Below are 19,380 nucleotides of genomic sequence, written 5' to 3'. Positions count from 1 at the left end.
GGTCACCGCCAACCGCTTCTGGAGCCAGATCTTCGGGATCGCCTTCTCCAACAAGCGCTGGCTGCACTTCTTCATGCTGTTTGTGCCGGTGATGGGTCTTTGGACCAGCAGCATCGGCATCATCGGCCTTGCCCTCAACCTGCGCGCCTATGACTTCGTGTCACAGGAGATCCGCGCTGCTGAGGACCCTGAATTTGAAACCTTCTACACCAAGAACATCTTGCTGAATGAAGGTCTGCGTGCCTGGATGGCACCGGCTGACCAGCCGCATGAAAACTTCGTCTTCCCTGAAGAGGTTCTGCCCCGTGGAAACGCCCTTTAATTCCAATCTGGTGGTCGGGGGCAAAGACCTCGACTCCACCGGCTATGCCTGGTGGGCGGGCAATGCCCGTCTGATCAACCTCTCCGGTCGCCTACTCGGCGCCCACGTCGCCCACGCTGGCCTGATGGTCTTCTGGGCTGGAGCCATGATGCTTTTCGAAGTGAGTCACTTCACCTTCGACAAGCCCATGTACGAGCAGGGTCTAATCCTGTTCCCCCACGTAGCCACCCTGGGTTACGGCGTTGGTCCTGGCGGTGAGGTCACCGATCTCTATCCGTTCTTTGTTGTTGGTGTGCTGCACCTGATCAGCTCGGCCGTGCTCGGCCTTGGTGGTCTGTATCACGCCCTGCGTGGTCCTGAAGTGCTGGAGAACTACTCCACGTTCTTCTCCCAGGATTGGCGCGACAAGAATCAGATGACCAACATCATTGGTTATCACCTGATTCTTCTCGGCGTCGGCGCCCTGCTGCTGGTCTTCAAGGCCATGTTCTTTGGCGGTGTTTATGACACCTGGGCACCGGGCGGTGGCGATGTGCGAATCATCACCAACCCAACCCTCAGCCCCGGCGTGATCTTCGGTTATCTCACCCGCGCACCCTTTGGTGGCGAGGGCTGGATCATCGGGGTCAACTCGATGGAAGACATCATCGGTGGTCACATCTGGATCGGTCTGATCTGCATCTTCGGAGGCATCTGGCACGCAATCACCAAGCCGTTCGGCTGGGTGCGTCGCGCCTTCATCTGGAATGGTGAGGCCTACTTGAGCTATAGCCTCGGCGCCCTGAGCTTTATGAGCTTCATCGCCTCGGCTTATATCTGGTTCAACAACACCGCCTATCCCTCGGAGTTTTACGGCCCCACAAACGCCGAATCCTCCCAGGCCCAGAGCTTCACCTTCTTGGTGCGTGACCAGCGCCTCGGCGCCAACATCGGTTCGGCCATGGGCCCCACCGGTCTGGGTAAGTACCTGATGCGCTCACCCACAGGCGAGATCATCTTCGGTGGTGAAACCATGCGCTTCTGGGACTTCCGCGGTCCCTGGCTGGAGCCCCTGCGCGGCCCCAACGGCCTGAGCCTGGACAAACTCCAGAACGACATTCAGCCCTGGCAAGTGCGCCGCGCGGCTGAATACATGACCCACGCTCCGAACGCCTCCCTGAACTCCGTTGGCGGCATCATCACCGAGCCCAACTCGGTGAACTTCGTGAACATCCGCCAGTGGCTGGCGTCCACGCAGTTTGTCCTCGCCTTCTTCTTCTTGGTCGGCCACCTGTGGCATGCAGGTCGCGCTCGCGCTGCTGCTGCTGGTTTCGAGAAGGGCATTGATCGCAAGGCAGAGCCCACCTTGGCTATGCCGGATCTGGATTGATCACAAAGTGATCGTTGCTGGCCCCCGCTTTCGAGCGGGGGCTTTTTTGTTGCCGCCCCGCCCCTATCTGACTAGGTTTCGGAGAAATAAGACCTTTATTAATGGCCCACCATTCAGTTCAAAACCTGAGCTCAAGATCACGGCTATTGGAGACTGTTCTGCTGGCAACTGGTCTAAATATGGTTCCTTTACTGGCCCAGCCAGCCCAGGCCCAAGGAGCTATCACCTCTCCTGCTGCAGGTGTAATCTGCGACCAAGCTGGTCCCACCTGCTACGACAAGCAAGGACCTTCCATCGGCCTAACCCAGACCTACTTCGGCAGCATCGCTGCCAACCGTCTTAGCTCCGAGCTGGGCAACCGCCCCCAGGCGAATGACTTCCGACTGAGCAACGGAGCTGTTTGCGACTCGCGCGCGGCCACCTGCTGGAGTGATGGCTGGCAGAGGGCCCAAATGGCTCCCAACCTCACCCAGCAACTATTCGGCTCACTCCCAACAACAGCAAATCAATCCGGCGGCGGTCTCCAGGGTTTGCAAACCCCCCGTGCCGGAATCGTCTGCGACCCCGGCAGCAGTCCTGTCTGCTACGACCAGTCCGGCCTATCCCTGGGGCTGACGAGGGAGTACTTCGGATCCTTTGCCGAGCAAAACGCCCTGCGCAACCTGGCCGACCAAGCACCGCCACGTCAATTTCGGCTCAGCAACGGCAGCGCCTGTGATCTGAACGCTCGCACCTGCTGGAGCGATGGCTGGAACCGTCAGCAGGTGAATGTTGCTCTCTCCAACCAACTATTCGGTAGTGCGAATGGGACTGGCGCTGGCGGTGCCAGCAGTACCCAGACCCGAGCGGCCCAATGCCGCATGACCCGCTGGTTTAAATCCCTGTACAACGGCAACTGTGAACTGAGGGAAAACCGCACTAGCAAAGGACGACTCCTAGAGGTGAGTCTTCAAGACGGCAACATTTACAGCGTTAGCAAGCCCAGGGGCGGCAGCTACCAGCTCAGCGATGTCAAGGGCAACTCCTGGCCAGTCAATGTCAATGACCAGGGCCGCAGTGTCAGCTTCACCTGGTCTGATCGGGTACTCACCGTGACACCCACTGCTGCCCCCAGTAACGGCAATAGCTTCGGCCAGCTGCTCAACAACTTGATGGGGCCTTGAGCCATCGCCTCAGCAACGGCAGGCTCAAGCCGATCACGTTGCTGAAGCAACCTTCAATTCGCTCCACCAGCAGCCCTCCACGCCCCTCCAAGGCAAAGCCACCGGCACATTGGAGGGGTTCGCCACTGGCTACATAGGCGTCGATCTCCGCCGCGCTGAGGGGAGCGAACTGCACGCGGGTCATTACCGCGGCCAACAGTGGCCCGCCATCAGCTGCTTCTTGGCAGCAAGGCAGGAGGCAATGGCCGGTGATCAGCTCACCCCAACCGCCTGCCATCTGCAACCAGCGCTGCCGAGCTTCGCCAGCGTCAGCGGGCTTGCCAAACACCTCACCGTTGAAAACCAGCAGCGAATCGCAGCCAAGCACCCTGGAGCCCTGGGGCAATTGTTGTGCCACGGCTTCGGCTTTGGCCCGGGCCAGCCGCTGCACGAGCTGGGCGGGATCGGGATCGCTGATCGACTCCTCATCAACGCCACTCACCTGCACCTGATGAGCTATGCCGGCCTGCTCCAGCAGGCGCCGGCGAGCTGGGGAGGCAGAGGCGAGCACGAGCATGGGGTCAGGGAGAATCCTTCTATGCAACACCGGGAAGCCGCCGCGATCGACCCCCTGCTTCAAAACAAACGCTCCCTGTCCAGGGCCAGCCAGGCAATGCGCTGCCTGCCATTTAGGCGGGCGTTTTACGTGGAGGTGAGCGATCGGGCTCTCAGCGGCGGCGAGCTCTGCCGCCGGAACGACCTCCAGAGCCTTTGCCAGGGAGCACCGACGGCCGATCGGGTTGAAGCCCACTGGATCTGGCTGATCCAACTGGGGGTGCTGCGGCGGGAAGTGGATGGCCAGGGCCTCACCGAGCGGGTGCGGCTCACGCCCATGGGACGGGAGCTGCTGGCCCAGTGGCCTGGGGAGATTCCAGGCGCCAGTGGGCTGGATCGCCTGCTGCACGGGTTGCGCCGCCATCGGCCGCGTCTATGAGCGCAAAAGCTGCTCAGCCGGCCCCAGCCGCACCCACCCCCCTGATGGTGCTTGGCACCAGTAGCGGGGCTGGCAAGTCCCTTATGACTGCTGCCCTCTGCCGGGTGCTGCGCCGTCGCGGCGAAACGCCCCTGCCCTTCAAGGGGCAGAACATGAGCAACAACGCCTGGGTTGATCAGGACGGCGGCGAAATGGCCTATTCCCAAGCGCTGCAGGCCTGGGCGGCCGGACTCGAACCACACCACAGCATGAATCCGGTGCTGCTCAAGCCCCAGGGCGACTCCACCAGCGAGCTGATCCATCTGGGCCAGTCGGTGGGGCTGGCCCGCGCAGAGCACTACTACCGCGACTGGTTCCGGCCTGGCTGGGCGGCCATCCGCGCCGGCCTGAGCGAGCTGCAGGCGGCCCATCCGGGGGGGCGCCTAGTGCTGGAGGGAGCGGGCAGCCCGGTGGAGGTAAACCTGCAATCCCGCGACCTCACAAATTTGCGCTTAGCCCAATTTCTGCGGGCCCGCTGCATCCTCGTGGCCGACATCGAGCGCGGTGGCGTTTTTGCCCAATTGGTGGGCACCTTGGCGCTGTTGCGGCCGGTGGAGCGGCCCCTGATCCGCGGCCTGCTGATCAACCGCTTCCGCGGCCGCCGTGAGCTGTTTAACGAGGGGCGCCGCTGGTTAGAGGCCCACACCGGCATCCCCGTGCTGGGGGTTATGCCCTGGCTCGACGAGCTATTTCCGCCAGAAGACTCCCTCGATCTGCTGGAGCGCCGCGGCCGCAAAAGCGGCGCCGAGCTGGAGATCGCCGTGCTGCGCCTTCCATCACTGAGCAATTTCTCCGATCTCGATCCCCTCGAGGCCGAACCAAGCGTGCAGCTGCGCTGGCTGGCGCCGGGGGAACCATTGGGGCGCCCCGATGCGGTAATCGTGCCGGGCAGCAAGCAGACCCTGAGAGATCTGGCGGCCCTGCAGCGAGCTGGGCTGGGGCAGGAGCTGCGCAGCTACGTCGCCGGCGGGGGGCAGGTGTTTGGGATTTGCGGCGGCCTACAGCTTCTGGGCCGGGAGCTACTGGATCCGCAGGGCCTTGAGGGCGGTGATTGCGCCGCCGGGCAAGTGGTGGTCGGCCTGGATCTGCTGCCGCTACGCACCCGCTTCGGCGGCCGCAAGGCCCTGCGCCAGCGCCAAAGCACGGCCCGCTGGCCCGGCGAGGGCTTGAGCCTGGAGGGATTCGAACTGCATCGCGGCCTCAGCAGCCCCATCGAAACTGCCGGCCCCCTGCAGCCCCTCGCCACCGATCCCGACCTGGGCCATTGGTACAGCTTTGGCGAAGCGGGTGGTCTGGTGGCTGGCACCTACCTGCATGGGGTATTCGAAAGCGGGCCCTGGCGGCGCCGTTGGCTCAACCAACTTCGCCAGCGTCGCGGCCTGGCTGCCCTACCGGAGAACCCGCCCCACCACAGCCGGCAGCGAGACGCCCTCCTAGAGCGACTCGCCGATGCCTTTGAGGCCCACGTGAACCTCACCCCCCTGCTGAGCCCCTAAATGGCCGCCTCCGCCACCAGCATCCACTGGCCCAACGGCCACACCAGCAGCTGCAACGCCGGGTGTGACTGGCTGGTGGCAGCCCAGGCCGCAGGCTTTCTGATCCCCACCGGCTGCCTGGGCGGCAGTTGCGGCGCCTGCGAGATCGAAGTCAACGGCCAGGTGGTGCGGGCCTGCATTGCCACGGTGCCCGCCAGCCGCTCCGGCTCGCTAACGGTGGAACTAGCCAGCGACCCCTACTGGTGACTGGCTGGACTCAGAATCGCCTGGGCTTAGGCCTGCCTGGGCTCAGGACTGAATCAGGCCTCCACCGAGCAGCACCTCACCGGCGTAGAACACCGCCGCCTGACCAGGAGTGATCGAAAACTGCTCCTCGGCAAACTCCAACCGCACCCGGTGGGGCCGCAGGGCTGCGCTATCGGCGTCGGTGGCGGGCAAGGGAATCAGTCGGGCCGGCTCGGGTGCACTGCGGTAACGCACCTGCACCGCCAGCTCCATGGGCGCCGTAGGTGGCTCGATCGACACCCAATTCACCGCCCCCACCAACGCTTCGCCCCGGGCCGCCCCAGCGCGGGGTGCCACCACCACCTGATTCATAGCCCCATCAAGGCGCACCACATGCAGCGGCTCGCTCCAGGCCACCCCCAGGCCCTTGCGCTGGCCGATCGTGAAGTGCTCAATGCCGTCGTGCTCGCCCACCACCGTGCCATCGGTAAGCACGATCTGACCCTGACGCGGCGGCAGGTAGGCATCGAGAAAGGCCTTCATCGAGCCGTGGTGATCGGCCAGGCAGAGGTCCTGGCTCTCGGGCTTCTGGGCCGTACGCAGCCCATGGCGCTCCGCCTCCAGCCGCGTGTCTGCCTTGGTGAGCTCGCCGAGGGGAAACACCAGCCGGCCCAGGGCCTCCTGGGGGAGGTCGTAGAGGAAGTAGCTCTGATCCTTCTGGCCATCTAAGCCGCGCAACAACTGGTGACGGCCGTTGTCGCTGTTAGCGCCATGGCGCACCCGGGCGTAATGCCCCGTGGCGAGCCGGCCGATGCTCCGCTCGCTTTCAGCCCACTGGAGCATCGGCCCAAATTTCACCTCCCGATTGCAACGAGAGCAGGGCAGCGGCGTCACACCGGCCTGATAACCCTGCACCAGAAAATCAACGATCTGGGCCTGGAAGTGCTCGCGAAAATCCACCACGTGGTGGGGCACCCCTAGTTGCTCGCAGATGCCGGCGGCATCCACCAGGCCCTCGGCGCAGCAGGCACCCTTGCCACTCATCAGCCACAAGGTGAGGCCCTCCACCTGCCAGCCCGCCTCCACCAGCAGGGCTGCCGTCAAGGAGCTGTCAACGCCGCCTGAGAGGCCCACCGCAACGCGATGCTCCCCGGGCCAGGCCCGCAGCCGCTCTAAAGCGGCCTGGCCAGCGGGCGTAGAGGCAGGCGGCACAAAAGCGGAAGAAGCCACTGGAGCAGGCAAAGGGCAGACAGCTGGCGGGAGTACTCCCATCATGAAACCCAGATGCCTTAAAGGGGTTGGGAGAGCCGTCCGCAGTAGCCCCTTGGCCGGAACGCAATAGCAGCCACCTGCTGGTCAACAGCGCCCAGATGGCAGCGCTGGAGGAGCAACTCTTCGCCAGCGGCCTGCCGGTGGAAGCCCTGATGGAGAAGGCCGCCCTGGCGGTTAGTCGGCTGCTGCTGGAGCAGCACGGCGAGCGGCTGGGGCGCCATGGGGCGCTGGTGCTGGTGGGGCCAGGCCACAACGGCGGGGATGGGCTGGTGATCGCCCGGGAACTGCACCTGGCTGGCATCTCAACGGCCATCTGGAGCCCGTTTGGGCACCACAAGCCGCTCAGCGCCGCCCACCTGCGCCACGCCATGTGGCTTGGCATTCCCCGGCTGGAGTCAAGCCCCGATCCCAGCGGTGCCGCCCTCTGGATCGATTCCTTGCTGGGCATCGGCCAGCGGCGAGCACCTGGAGAGGCGATCGAAGCCCTGCTGCGTCAGCGCCAGCGCCAGCGGCCACATGGGCTAGTGGCGATTGATGTGCCCACGGGCCTATGCGCCGACAGCGGCCAGGCCACCGGCTCATACACGGCCCAGGCCATCAGCACCTATGCAATCGGCCTCATCAAGACCGGCCTGGTTCAAGACGCGGCCCTAGAGGCTGTGGGGTCGCTGCACTGGGTCGACCTGGGCCTGCCGCCATCGCTGCTGCAGGAGCTTCCGCTCAAAGTGCCCCTGGCTCTGGCGGAGCGGGATCTGGCGGCAAGGCCTAAACCCAAATTCAACCCGGCGGCATCGAAATATCAGCGCGGCCGACTGCTGGTGGTAGCGGGCAGCGATACCTATCGGGGTGCCGCCAGCCTGGCCCTGGCCGGCGCCAGCAGCAGCGGCTGCGGCAGTGTCCGGGCCGCCCTGCCCGAGGCCCTGGCCGGCACCATCTGGCAGCAGCACCCACAGGTAGTGGTATGCCTCGATCCCCCGGCCGAACTCGATCCCCAGCGGCTGGATGCCCTGCTGGTCGGGCCCGGCCTGGGGGAGGCCAACTGCTGGCCCAATCCGCCGAGTTGGAGTGAGCTGCTGAGCTGGCAAGGACTGCTGGTGCTTGATGCAGACGGCCTCAACCGCCTGGCGGGGCCAGTGAGCCAAGGGCTCGGTCTGCAGGCAAGCCGCTGGCTCCAGCAGCGACAGGGGCCTACCTGGATCACCCCCCACCCCGGCGAATTCGCCCGCCTCTTTCCCGAGCTCGCCGGCAGCACCGCCCTGGAGGCGGCCGCCCAGGCGGCCATGAGTAGTGGGGCCTGCGTATTGCTCAAAGGGGCCCGCAGCATCGTGGCGGCCCCGGATGGCCGCCGCTGGCAATTGCTCGAAGCCAGCCCCGGTAGTGCAAGAACAGGACTCGGAGACGTGCTGGCCGGCTACGCCGCCGGCCTGGGAGCGATGGCCCTGGCCGCCAGCGGCAACGCCGACGCCGCCTGGCTCGCCGCGGCAGCACTGGCCCACGCCCAGGCTGGGCGACGGGGGGAAAACTCCGAGAGCGGTTTCACACCAATGCAGGTGGCAGAAAAACTGGCTCAGCTGTGTTGATCACAACACGGAAATCAGTAAATGTCAGGCCAGGACAGGGCTGCTTCTGTGTTGTTTTGCAAGTGAAAGCTGAAGGGTTGCTGAAAACACCCTCTTAGAGCCGAATTTGCCTCGATAGTCAACTCCTTCGATAGGCGTACCTATGACCTCATCCCCGACGAGGGTCAGCGAAAGCAGCCGCCGTAGAAGTAGCGACCCGATTACCTGGTACCTGGCCACGATCGGGCGGGAGCCCCTGTTGACGCCAGCTGAAGAGATCGAACTCGGCAATCAGGTGCAAACAATGATGCGCCTTACGGAGGAGGGAGATCGGGAGCTCAGCGACCTGGAAAAGAAATTGCTGCGCATCGGCAAGCGCTCTAAGCAGCGCATGATGAAGGCCAATTTGCGCTTAGTCGTAAGTGTTGCCAAAAAATATCAAGGCAAGGGTCTCGAGCTGCTCGACTTGATCCAGGAAGGTTCACTGGGACTGGAGCGGGCTGTTGAGAAATTTGATCCCACCCGTGGTTATAAGTTTTCGACCTATGCCTTCTGGTGGATTCGCCAGAGCATGACCCGAGCGATCGCTTGCCAGTCGCGCACGATTCGACTGCCGGTGCATCTCAGCGAGCGCCTCACCGCCATTCGCAAGGTGAGCCTCGACCTTGCCCACAAGCTCGGCGCCATGCCCAGCCGCCAGGAGATCGCCGAGGCCATGGCCATGCCGATCGAAGAGCTTGATGGCCTGTTGCGCCAGTCCCTCACCACCTCGAGCCTGGATGCGCCAGTAAACGGTGATGAAGGCCGCAGCTTCCTGGGCGATCTGATCGCCGATTCCTCCGAGGAGGAGCCCCTCGACCGGGTGGAGCGCGGCATCCATCAAGAGCAGCTAGGGCGCTGGCTGAGCCATTTGAGCGACCAGGAGCGCCAGGTGCTGCAACTGCGCTTCGGGCTGGAAGGAGAGGAGCGTCAAACCCTGGCGGAGATCGGCCGGCGGCTCGATGTGTCCCGGGAGCGGGTGCGCCAGGTAGAACTCAAAGCTCTACGCAAGCTGCGCAATCTCACCCGCCGCACCCCCACGACGCTTTAGGGCACGGGTATCAGTCTTCCGCCCAGATGTAGCGAGTGAGCTCTTCCGGCTTGGGTTCGGGAGCCGCCAGGGCGAATTCGACGCAATCTGCCACTTCGGCATCGATCTCCTTCTCGATCGACTTGAGCTCCTCGGCCGTAGTCAAGCCCCGCTCGATCAAGCGGCTGGCAAGGGATTTGATCGGATCTCGCTTGGCCCAAAACTCCTTTTCAGCCTCTTCGCGCAGCTCGTCGGGGTCAGCCAGGGAATGGCCGCGGAAGCGATAGGTAAGGCACTCCAGCAGGGTGGGGCCCTCTCCGGCCCGGGCCCTCTCAACGGCGCGCTGGGCGGCGGCACGCACCGCCAGCACGTCCATGCCGTCCACCTCCTCACCAGCCATGCCAAAGGCAGCGGCCTTACGCCAGATCTCCGGATCGCTGGTGGCACGGTTGTGGTCCATACCAATGGCCCACTTGTTGTTCTCCACCACAAACAGGATCGGCAGCTTCCACAGCGCCGCCATGTTCAAACATTCGTAAAACTGGCCAATATTGCAGGTGCCGTCGCCGAAGAAGGCTGCGGTGACGGAGTCGCTGGAGGCATCTCCGAGGGCGTCGCGCTTATAGCGGCTGGTAAAAGCTGCGCCGAGGGCCACCGGAATGCCCTCGCCGATGAAGGCGTAGCCACCGAGCAGGTGATGCTCTTTGGAAAAAAGGTGCATGGAGCCTCCACGGCCCTTGCTGCAGCCGGTTTCCTTGCCGAATAGCTCGCTCATCACCTCGCGGGCCGGCACGCCGCAGCTCAGGGCATGGACGTGGTCGCGGTAGGTGCTGCAAAACCAGTCGTGCTGCAGCTTCATCGCCTTGATCACGCCCGTGCTCACGGCCTCCTGGCCGTTATAGAGGTGCACAAAGCCAAACATTTTGCCGCGGTAGTACATCTCCGCGCACTTGTCCTCAAAGCGCCGACCCAGGGTCATGTCGCGGTAGAGCATCAAACCCTCCTCGCGATTCACCGTGGCAGGCACGGATGGGTAAAGGTTCTCGAGGCGCTCAGCGTGAGCCCCCACCAAACTGGTGACGTCGGCTGAACAGGTCGGTGCTCCGGAGGCTGATCCAGGTGCCGCCGCAATGTCGTGGCCCATGTCCGCCTGCGTCATTGCCCAACTGTACGAGGTCTGTTCCCGCAGCAGCTGACAATTTGTGCCACAACCTCTGACCCTGCCTACAGTCAGCCACCAGTGAAAGGCCTGGATTGGAACTGCCGATCGATCATTTCCGGTTGCTCGGAGTCAACCCGACCACGGACTTGCAGTCCCTATTGCGCACCCTGCAGCAACGCATCGACCGGGCGCCAGATCAGGGATTTACCCAGGAAACCCTGCTAGCCCGTGAGGAACTACTGCGCGCCAGCGCCGACCTACTCAGCGACAGCAGCCGGCGCCAGGCCTACGAATCCGACCTGACGGCACTGGCCGGCAGCGGGCCAACGCTGATGCCCGCCCTTGATGTGCCCACCAGCAAGGAGGTAGGCGGCCTGCTGCTGTTGCTCGAAGCGGGTCAGGCCTTCGAAAGCTTCGAGCTCGCCTGCCGGGCCCTACAGCCACCTCAGACGCCAGCGCTGGGAAGCACTCGCGAGGCCGACCTGGCCCTGTTAGCTGGCCTCGCCTGCCTGGCGGCCGCCGTCGACCTGCACCAGCAGCGGCGCTACGAGGCCTCCGCCCAGACCCTGCAACAGGGCCAGCACCTGCTGCAGCGGATGGGCCAATTACCAGCCATTCGCCAGCAACTAAGCGACGAGCTCGATGGTTTGCGGCCCTACCGAGTACTGGACCTACTCAGCCGCAACCTCACGGCCCAAACGGAAAGGGCCGAGGGTCTGACCCTGCTTGAAGAGCTGGTAGCCCGCAGGGGCGGACTGGAGGGTTTCGGTGACCCGAGCATGGGCGCGGAGGAATTTCAAGCCTTTTTTAAGCAGATCCGTGCCTTCCTGACAGTGCAGGAACAGGTGGATTTGTTCAGTCGCTGGGCAGAAGCCTCTGCGGCTGCAGATTTTTTGGCGAGCACCGCCCTCACCGCCTCCGGCTTTGCCCAACGCAAGCCCGAGCGCATCGCCGCGGCCCGCGAGCGGCTCGAGGCCAGCGGTCAAGACGGACTGCAACCGCTGCTGGCCTGCCTGCATCTGCTGCTTGGTCAGGTGGACAAAGCCCGCAGCGCCTTCGAGCAGGGAGCAACCCCCGAACTGAAGCGCTGGGCCGAGCAGCAAAGCAGTGACTCCCTAGCCCAACTTTGCGCCTACTGCCGCGACTGGCTGGCGCGTGATGTGTTGCCCGGCTACCGCGATCTGGAGGCTGATCCGGATCTGGAGGCCTACTTCGCCGACCGCGACGTACAGGCCTACGTCGAGCAGCACGACAGCCCCTCAGAGCGATTGCCAGCGCCCGCCGAAAACGCCTTTGCCTGGAACACGGGCTCAGCCCCGGTTAGCGCAGCCCCAGCCAGCCCCAGCGGCGGCTTCCTGGAACAGGAAGACGAAGACGAGCAGTGGGACTGGGACGGGACGGACTGGCTAGAGAACCTGCGGGAAGCCTGGGATAGCCATGGTCCTGCCTCCTGGATGGAGCGCATGCCCCAGTGGCAGTGGCACTGGCAGTGGCCCTCGCGCCGCACAACTACCGGAGTAGCAGTGGCAGCCGGGGTAGCACTGCTTGCCATCGCCTCGTTTGTGAGGCTGCGCTCTCCCGCCCCCGGCCCGGGCCGCACTCCCATCGCGGTGCAACCGGTCGCCCCACCAGCTGTTCCCATCAAGCCCACCGCTCCCGTCAAGGCAACCCCTGCCGTCAAGGCCACCCCTGCCGCCGAGCCCAGCCTGCCCCTGCGGGAGGAAGCGCCGAGTGAAGTCCAGGTGCAGGCCCTGCTCGAAGCATGGCTCGACGCCAAGGCCGCAATCCTGGCAGGCAAAGACAGTCGCATTCCCCTGGAGGTGCTGGCCCGGCCAAGCCAGCTGGATCGACTCGCCTCGGAGCGCGACGCCGATCAGGCCCGTGGCGAAACCCAGACCATCAGCACCGACATCACCAATCTGGTGATCAACGAGCGAGACACCAACCGCATCGCCGCCACGGTGGGGCTGAGCTACACCGATCAGCGGCTCAACGCCAAGGGGGATCCTCAAGGCGAGCCCAGCAAGATGGAGCTTCGCAACCTCTATGTGTTTGGCCGCGACGGAGGTATCTGGCGCCTGGTGAGCTTCCAGAAAGCTCCCTGACCAGCCGGACTGGTTTTTACGATCGTTTCAATATGGGGCCCAGGCCCCAACCCCTGGCCCCGGAGTGGCACCGCGATGTTTGACGAGCTTTCCCAGCGATTTGAAGAGGCGGTTAAGAGCCTGAGAGGGCAGGCCTCGATCACGGAAACCAACGTGGAAGGCGCGCTCAAGCAGGTGCGTCGAGCCCTGCTGGAGGCGGATGTGAGCCTGCCGGTGGTTCAGGACTTCGTCGAGGAGGTGCGCCGCAAGGCCGTGGGCGCCGAGGTGGTCCGGGGCGTTAGCCCGGATCAGAAATTTATCCAGCTGGTGCACGAGCAGCTGGTTGAAACCATGGGAGGCGAGAACGCCCCCCTGGCCGCAGGAGGCAAACCCGGTGCGCCCTCGGTGGTGCTGATGGCCGGCCTGCAGGGCGCCGGCAAAACCACCGCCACTGCCAAGCTCGGCCTTCACCTCAAGGAACAGGGGCGCAAGGCCCTGCTGGTGGGAGCAGACGTCTACCGACCTGCCGCCATTGAGCAGCTAAAAACCCTGGGCGCCCAAATCGGCGTGGAGGTATTCAGCCTTGGCACCGAAGCCAAGCCCGAGGACATCGCCGCCGCCGGCATCGCCAAGGCCCGCGAGGAGGGCTTCGACACGGTGCTGGTAGACACCGCCGGCCGACTCCAAATCGACACGTCGATGATGGAGGAGATGGTGCGGATCCGTCAGGCCGTGCAGCCCGACGAGGTGCTGCTGGTGGTGGATTCGATGATCGGCCAGGAGGCCGCCGATCTCACCCGGGCCTTCCACGAGCAGGTTGGCATCACAGGAGCCGTGCTCACAAAGCTCGACGGCGACTCCCGCGGCGGTGCAGCCCTTTCGATCCGCAAGGTGAGCGGTGCGCCGATCAAGTTCATCGGCACCGGCGAGAAGGTAGAGGCTCTCCAGCCCTTCCATCCCGAGCGGATGGCAAGCCGCATCCTCGGCATGGGCGACGTGCTCACCCTGGTGGAGAAGGCCACCAAGGAGGTGGAGCTGGCCGACGTGGCCCGCATGCAGCAAAAACTCCAGGAAGCCAGTTTCGACTTCTCCGACTTTCTACAGCAGATGCGCATGATCCGGCGTATGGGCTCCCTGGGCGGGCTGATGAAGCTGATCCCGGGCATGAACAAAATTGACGACGGCATGCTCAAGCAAGGCGAGGTGCAGCTCAAGAAGATCGAGGCGATGATTGGCTCAATGACAGAGATCGAGCGCCAGCAACCGGAGCTGCTGGCCTCCCAACCCTCAAGAAGGCGCCGCATCGCCTCTGGCTGCGGCCACAGCTCAGCCGAGGTGGACAAGGTGCTGGCCGATTTCCAGAAGATGCGCGGCTTCATGCAGCAGATGACCCGTGGCGGCGGCATGCCTGGGATGGGGGGAATGCCAGGGATGCCAGGGATGCCCGGCATGCCTGGCCCCATGGGTGGCGGTGGCGGTCGCGGTGGCGTTGGCGGTGGGGCGGGGCAAAGAGTTGCCAAGCCCGCCAAGAAACGCAAGGGATTTGGCCAGCTATGAGCACCCGACGGGGTACATTGCTTGTTTGGACACCTAGCGCAAGGCCACGATGATCAAGCTCCGCCTGAAGCGGTTTGGAAAGAAGCGGGAAGCGAGTTTCCGCCTTGTTGCCACTAACAGCACCTCTCGCCGCGACGGACGTCCGCTTGAGGAGCTGGGCTTCTACAACCCCCGTACCAAAGAGACCCGTCTCGACACCGAGGCGATCCGCACTCGCCTGGGCCAGGGGGCCCAACCCACCGACACGGTGCGCTCCTTGCTCGAGAAGGGTGGTCTGATCGAGAAGACAGTGCGCCCCGCCGAGGTTGTTGGCAAGCAGAAGCAGGCTGATGCCCGCGAAGCTGCAGCCAAGCAGGCTCTTAAGGAAGCAGCTGAGGCCAAGGCTGCCGAAGCTGCTGCTGCCGCCGAAGCCAAAGCAGCTGCCGAAGCTGCTGCTGCTGAAGCCGCCAGTGCCGACGAAGCAACTACGGAAGCCGCCGCTACCGCCGAAGCTTGAGCTTTCGCCCCATGGCAGAGCCAAAGGGGCCCACAAGCTTTGCCATTCCCCTGCCCAATCCTGCCGCGGCTCTAGCCCTGGCAGGTGACGCCGAATCATCCACCCTGCGCCAACTCGAAGCCCTCACCGGAGCTTCGCTAGTGCTGCGGGGGCTGGATTTGGTCATTCAGGCACCTCCCAGCCAGATGGAGAGAGCTGCGGCGTTGGTGGAATTGCTTCGCCCCCTTTGGCAGGAAGGCCAAGCCATCACCCAAGTGGATGTGCGGGTAGCCCTGCAGGCCCTCGACACCGGCAGGAGCGCGGAGCATCAGCAAATGGGGCGCCAAGTGCTGGCCCGCAGCCAGAGTGGCAAATCGCTGCGCCCGCGCACCCTGCGCCAGCAGTCATATGTGGAAGCTATGGAGCGCCACGACCTCACCATTGCCCTCGGCCCGGCGGGCACTGGCAAAACCTTTCTGGCCGCCGTTCAGGCGGTGCGCATGCTCACCGAGCGCAAGGTCGAGCGGTTGGTGCTCACTCGCCCGGCGGTTGAGGCGGGCGAACGGCTCGGGTTTTTACCGGGCGATCTGCAGCAGAAAGTTGATCCCTACCTGCGCCCCCTCTACGACGCCCTGCACGCCCTGCTTGGCGCCGAGCGCACCGGTGCCCTGCTGGAAAAAGGGGTGATTGAAGTGGCCCCTCTTGCTTACATGCGCGGCCGCACCCTGGCCGACGCCTTTGTGATCCTCGACGAAGCCCAAAACACCACCACCGCCCAGATGCGGATGGTGCTTACCCGGCTGGGGGAACACTCCCGCATGGTGGTAACTGGCGATCCCACCCAGGTGGACCTGCCCTATGGGGTAAAGAGCGGCCTGCAGGAAGCTGCCCAGGTGCTGCAGGGGGTGGAGGGGGTGGCGATCTGCGAGCTCACCACGGCTGACGTGGTGCGCCACCCGCTAGTGCAGCGGCTGGTGGAGGCCTATGCCGATCGCGATGCCACCAAGCTGGCGCCTGCCGTTAAAAGGCGATTCGATAACCAGTGCAGTGAGCCTGAACCATGAACAAAGCAGAGCGTCTGCGCATCCCCGCCGAAATCGCCGTAGCGGCTTTGGTGGCTTACTTGCTCGGCTACTGGTTCACGAATCTGTTCCCTGGCTACCTACCCAAGATCGGCGGGCTTTGGTCGGCGATCTCCGCAATTGTGGTAACCCAGGCCACCCGCAGGGAGACAACCTCCTCAGCCTCACTGCGAATTTTGGGTTCAGCCATCGGCGCCGGCACCAGTGCGATTTACCTGACGCTGCTGCCCTTTCACCCACTTGGCATGGCTGTGGCAATCTTCGCCACGGTTGCGCTCTGCGCAGCGATCAATGTGCCCAGCCATGGCCGCCTGGCAGCGATCACCGTGATCGTTGTGATGGTCACCGGCAGCCTGGATCCGAAGCTGAGTCCGGTGCTAAACGCCCTGCTGCGCTTGGCTGAATCATGCATCGGCACCGGCGTTGCGGTGCTCGCGGCGGGGCTCTGGCCTAGCTCAAACCACCAGGCTGGTGGCGATTCCTGAAGCCCAGGTGCCAAACCTGAGCCCATCCCGATAGGGAGATCCGCACCAACGGCAGCCAGCAGGGCCTCCCGTTGCCTGCAGATCACTGGCAGGATATAGAAACTTCGAAACCACTGGTGCGCCATGCCGGCCAGCAGCAATTTTCAACAGGCCATTCGTGAGGCCCAATCGAGCGCCCTAGTGGGCCCCAATGTGGTCAACAAGGCCCTGCCCTATGTGGGCGGCGGCATGGTGCTCACCGCCGGTGGGGTGATGGGAGGCCTGGCCTTGATGGCCAGCAGCCCAGCCCTGTTCATGCCCCTGTTCTGGGTGGCCCTGATCGGCAACTTCATCCTGTTCTTCGTGGCCCAGAATGTGGCCCTGAAGGGCAACAACAACACTGCCCTGCCGCTGCTGACGGCCTACAGCCTGATCACCGGCTTCACCCTCAGTGGCATCGTTGCCTACGCCGTAAGTGCCGCTGGTGTAGGCGCCATCGGCACAGCCACCCTGGCTACGGGCATCACTTTTGTGGTGGCCTCAGTGGTAGGTCGCCGCATGAGCGACAACATCGGCCAAGCCCTGAGCGGCGTAGTGGGTCTGGGCATCCTCGGCCTGCTGATCGCCATGGTCGTGCAGATCATCGGTGGCATTTTTGCCCCAGGCGTTTTCAGCGGCGGCACCTTCGAACTGCTGATTGCAGGTTTCGGCACGGTGCTGTTCGTAGGCGCAGCCTTCGTGGACTTCTACACGATGCCTCGCACCTACAGCGACGACCAATACTTGGCCGGCGCCTTGGGGATGTATCTCACCTACATCAACCTATTCATCTTCATCCTGCGCTTGATCATTGCCCTCCAGGGCGGCGGACGCCGCGACTGAGCTTCAATCCAGCAGCTTCAGCGCCCCCAAAGGGGCGCTTTTTTATGGCTGAGCCTGTGACTTGAGCGGTGGCTTGGGCAATGCCGATGTCACGTCCCGCAGCGGATGGGTTGCACTACCCCAACCAGCAAGCGGCAATTCAGGCGGGTTACCTGGGCTTAAGCGAGCAGCAGAGTTAAACCAAGCCAACATCAGAGCCCGAAGGGGGCCTCCAGACTCGCCCCTTGGCGAACGCAAATTGAAGTGATCGGCATTCTCAGCCAGAACCAGGCTGTGGCCACTGGCGCCGCCCCGGGTGGCCCTGGCCATGGGCTCGATCGCCTCGGGCCCGGGCGGCACCACCCAGTCGCGGCTGCCACTGATCACCAGCACCTTCGCCTTCATGCTGCCGGCGGAATCGACATCAAATAGCAAGCGCATCGGCGGACTCACCGCAATGGCAGCAGCCACCCGGGGGTCGACCAGAGCGGCGCTATCCGCAGAACCAACAAAGTTGCACTGCAATATCCAGCTGAGATTGCGGGAGGGATCGCGCACCTCATCGCAAAGCTGCTGAAGTTTGGTGGTGATGGGCCGGGCCCCAGCCAGCTGCAGCGCCGTGGTCGCACCCCAGGAATGGCCCGCCACCAGCACCGCCTGGGTGTTCACAGGTCGGCGCAAGGCGAGCCGCCCCTGGGCGGCCGCATCAATAACGGCCGACACGTCTTTAGGCCGCAGGGCCAGCTCAGACGGACTAGGAGGAGGCTGCTTGCCGGCCAGCATGGCTCGCTGCTGGCTTTGATCGCTGCCTGGGTGGCGGGGCAGCACCACGGTGTAGCCATGGCTAGCCAGGTGGGCTGCCCAGCCCTCGAAGTTGCTGGGGTCATCCCACAGCCCGTGGGAAATCACCACCAGTCGATTGGGCGCCGCTCCAGATCCGGTTGGCTCGAGCACCACCAGAGCCAACGGCTCCGGGCGATGGCCAACGACGATTTTTAATTCCTGGCGGGCAACAGACTGCCGCCCTGCCTCCTGCAGTGGTCCAGCACTGCCCACAGCCGGGATGGAGGCAATCAGCTTTTCAGCCGAGCGGCGTTGGTCTCGAAACCGCTGAATTGAAAATCCCAACCGGCCCAGCTCCACCGTGACGCTCTGGCCTGGTAGCTGCTCGATCACATCCAGCAGGGTGATGCCCCCCTTAGCGGCAGACCGCTCCATGGCTTGCTCAAACTGAGCCGGATCGAGCGGATCAGGCAAGCCATCGATATCGCCTAGGGCCCCGACCAACAGCAGCACCTGATCAAGCAGCGGTGAACCCTGGGCCTGGCGAATAACCGCCTTGGCCTCAAAGGGCAGGTTTGAGTTCACCACGGCCTTAAGCCTGCGGCCAATCTCGCCTCGGGTGGCACGGTCGAGCTCAGCCAGATCGCTGTCGCCGGCAATCAATGCTTCCGGACTTCGCAATTCAGCGACCCTGATGCTGAAGTCTGTCTCGAGCAGGGGCAGGCGCAAATTAATGGTTTCAATCGCCCTGGCCGGCGCCGAGCCCAGCAAGGCGGCGGCACCGATTCCCGTGGCCAGAATGGATAAAGCCCGGGATCTGAAGGGGAGATTCATGGGCAGAAGCGACGGCGAGGCAGTTAAGTCATCTTGGCCCGTTTCAAGCCTCAGCCACAGCTTCGATTGCGGCGGCGATCGAGCTCCGCTGCTCGGCGTCGTAGCCCCAGCGATCTAGGAAGGCGACGTCTTCTCCCTGCCCGGCGGTAGCCGCCAGCAGGATTTCCAGCCGCTCCTTAACGGCCTGAGGCTCAAGGCTCCGCAGCAGTTCGGTGCAGCGGGCTTGCACCCGCTCCGAAGCCCCCTGCTGGCTGGAATCGCCAGCACGTTGATGGTGCAGGGCCATCGCCGTACTCATCGCCAGGTTGCGGGCCGAGAGATCGACGACGCCCTCGCCTGCCAGCCGCAGCTGGAGCAGCAGGGTTTCGGGCAGGCGGTCCATCAGCGGGCAGTCGCCGGCCAGGCTCACAACAAAAAAGCCCCTGGCACCATCGCGGCTTGCCACCAGCTCAGCCACCCGGTCGGCCAGCACCTCGTCGCTGAGTTCACCGTTCTCCCAGAGGGCCAGCCACTGGGCCGTGATCTCCATGGCCTGCTGGAAGGTGGGTTGGCGAGGAGCTGGGGTCATCGCTATGGACACAAGCTTCACAC

18 protein-coding genes and 1 pseudogene are annotated in these 19,380 nt (G+C 64.1%); 14 read left to right on the top strand and 5 right to left on the bottom strand.

The features are described 5' to 3' along the window. The 3 genes and pseudogenes from KBY99_RS07965 to KBY99_RS07955 form a co-directional block, all read left to right on the top strand. Positions 1 to 322: pseudogene (locus KBY99_RS07965) on the top strand (photosystem II D2 protein (photosystem q(a) protein)); the annotation flags it as partial. After that, positions 306 to 1,691 carry a photosystem II reaction center protein CP43 gene (gene psbC / locus KBY99_RS07960; protein ID WP_106502199.1) on the top strand — a complete coding sequence of 462 codons (1,386 nt, stop codon included), beginning with the start codon at positions 306 to 308 and terminating at the stop codon, positions 1,689 to 1,691. The pseudogene KBY99_RS07965 and the gene psbC, both read left to right, overlap by 17 nt. Positions 1,692 to 1,870: 179 nt before the next feature. Next, positions 1,871 to 2,854, top strand: coding sequence for a YcgJ family protein (locus KBY99_RS07955; RefSeq protein ID WP_254998405.1), 984 nt, complete (start codon positions 1,871 to 1,873; stop codon positions 2,852 to 2,854). Here the strand turns inward: KBY99_RS07955 and KBY99_RS07950 are convergent. Then, positions 2,832 to 3,410 carry a Maf family protein gene (locus KBY99_RS07950; RefSeq protein ID WP_254998403.1) on the bottom strand — a complete coding sequence of 193 codons (579 nt, stop codon included), beginning with the start codon at positions 3,408 to 3,410 and terminating at the stop codon, positions 2,832 to 2,834. The genes KBY99_RS07955 and KBY99_RS07950 overlap by 23 nt on opposite strands. Before the next feature lie 21 nt (positions 3,411 to 3,431). On the opposite strand from KBY99_RS07950, the gene KBY99_RS07945 reads away from it, so the two are divergent. Genes KBY99_RS07945 through KBY99_RS07935 form a run of 3 tightly spaced genes read left to right on the top strand, consistent with a single transcriptional unit; the run spans position 3,432 to position 5,608 of the window. Next, positions 3,432 to 3,827 (top strand): Npun_F0494 family protein, encoded by a 396-nt coding sequence (locus KBY99_RS07945; RefSeq protein ID WP_254998401.1) that lies wholly within the window; start codon positions 3,432 to 3,434, stop codon positions 3,825 to 3,827. 44 nt (positions 3,828 to 3,871) lie between these two features. Next, a complete protein-coding gene (locus KBY99_RS07940) occupies positions 3,872 to 5,362 on the top strand; it encodes a cobyric acid synthase (protein ID WP_254998424.1) in 1,491 nt (496 codons plus the stop codon). Continuing rightward, entirely contained in the window at positions 5,363 to 5,608 is a 246-nt protein-coding gene (locus tag KBY99_RS07935) for a 2Fe-2S iron-sulfur cluster-binding protein (protein WP_254998400.1), read from the top strand. It abuts the gene before it with no gap. 42 nt (positions 5,609 to 5,650) lie between these two features. Here KBY99_RS07935 and mnmA read toward each other — a convergent pair whose 3' ends face one another. Next, positions 5,651 to 6,862, bottom strand: a complete 1,212-nt coding sequence (gene mnmA / locus KBY99_RS07930) for a tRNA 2-thiouridine(34) synthase MnmA (RefSeq protein ID WP_409996545.1) — start codon at positions 6,860 to 6,862, stop codon at positions 5,651 to 5,653. Positions 6,863 to 6,885: 23 nt separating this feature from the next. Here mnmA and KBY99_RS07925 point away from each other — a divergent pair, with 23 nt between their 5' ends. Continuing rightward, a complete protein-coding gene (locus KBY99_RS07925; RefSeq protein WP_254998398.1) occupies positions 6,886 to 8,439 on the top strand; it encodes an NAD(P)H-hydrate dehydratase in 1,554 nt (517 codons plus the stop codon). Positions 8,440 to 8,581: 142 nt separating this feature from the next. Next, a complete protein-coding gene (locus KBY99_RS07920; RefSeq protein WP_254942150.1) occupies positions 8,582 to 9,508 on the top strand; it encodes a sigma-70 family RNA polymerase sigma factor in 927 nt (308 codons plus the stop codon). A 10-nt stretch (positions 9,509 to 9,518) separates the two neighbouring features. On the opposite strand, the gene pdhA is transcribed toward KBY99_RS07920, so the two are convergent. Beyond that, positions 9,519 to 10,646 carry a pyruvate dehydrogenase (acetyl-transferring) E1 component subunit alpha gene (pdhA, locus tag KBY99_RS07915; RefSeq protein WP_254998397.1) on the bottom strand — a complete coding sequence of 376 codons (1,128 nt, stop codon included), beginning with the start codon at positions 10,644 to 10,646 and terminating at the stop codon, positions 9,519 to 9,521. Positions 10,647 to 10,741: 95 nt separating this feature from the next. Here pdhA and KBY99_RS07910 point away from each other — a divergent pair, with 95 nt between their 5' ends. The 6 genes from KBY99_RS07910 (at position 10,742) to KBY99_RS07885 (ending at position 17,193) form a co-directional block, all read left to right on the top strand. Further along, complete coding sequence (locus KBY99_RS07910; RefSeq protein ID WP_254998396.1) at positions 10,742 to 12,754, top strand: IMS domain-containing protein; 2,013 nt, start codon at positions 10,742 to 10,744, stop codon at positions 12,752 to 12,754. A 75-nt stretch (positions 12,755 to 12,829) separates the two neighbouring features. After that, positions 12,830 to 14,290 (top strand): signal recognition particle protein, encoded by a 1,461-nt coding sequence (gene ffh / locus KBY99_RS07905; RefSeq protein WP_254998393.1) that lies wholly within the window; start codon positions 12,830 to 12,832, stop codon positions 14,288 to 14,290. Between the two features lie 49 nt (positions 14,291 to 14,339). Then, a complete protein-coding gene (gene rpsP / locus KBY99_RS07900) occupies positions 14,340 to 14,786 on the top strand; it encodes a 30S ribosomal protein S16 (protein WP_254998391.1) in 447 nt (148 codons plus the stop codon). 11 nt (positions 14,787 to 14,797) lie between these two features. After that, on the top strand, positions 14,798 to 15,829 hold the full coding sequence (locus KBY99_RS07895; protein ID WP_254998389.1) for a PhoH family protein: 1,032 nt from the start codon (positions 14,798 to 14,800) through the stop codon (positions 15,827 to 15,829). Continuing rightward, positions 15,826 to 16,332: an FUSC family protein gene (locus KBY99_RS07890; RefSeq protein WP_254998387.1), complete on the top strand. Its 507-nt coding sequence runs from the start codon at positions 15,826 to 15,828 to the stop codon at positions 16,330 to 16,332. The genes KBY99_RS07895 and KBY99_RS07890 overlap by 4 nt, the downstream gene beginning before the upstream one ends. A gap of 123 nt (positions 16,333 to 16,455) precedes the next feature. Further along, on the top strand, positions 16,456 to 17,193 hold the full coding sequence (locus KBY99_RS07885) for a Bax inhibitor-1 family protein (RefSeq protein ID WP_106502211.1): 738 nt from the start codon (positions 16,456 to 16,458) through the stop codon (positions 17,191 to 17,193). 42 nt (positions 17,194 to 17,235) lie between these two features. Here KBY99_RS07885 and KBY99_RS07880 read toward each other — a convergent pair whose 3' ends face one another. Continuing rightward, positions 17,236 to 18,789 carry an alpha/beta hydrolase family protein gene (locus KBY99_RS07880; protein ID WP_254998386.1) on the bottom strand — a complete coding sequence of 518 codons (1,554 nt, stop codon included), beginning with the start codon at positions 18,787 to 18,789 and terminating at the stop codon, positions 17,236 to 17,238. A gap of 43 nt (positions 18,790 to 18,832) precedes the next feature. Continuing rightward, complete coding sequence (locus KBY99_RS07875) at positions 18,833 to 19,357, bottom strand: hypothetical protein (protein WP_254942141.1); 525 nt, start codon at positions 19,355 to 19,357, stop codon at positions 18,833 to 18,835. Positions 19,358 to 19,380 lie beyond the last annotated feature (23 nt).

Origin of the sequence: Cyanobium sp. Maggiore-St4-Cus (assembly GCF_024345615.1) — a bacterium.
GTDB classification, from domain to species: Bacteria; Cyanobacteriota; Cyanobacteriia; order PCC-6307; family Cyanobiaceae; genus Cyanobium_A; species Cyanobium_A usitatum.
This window is presented reverse-complemented; position numbering and strand designations above follow the sequence as displayed.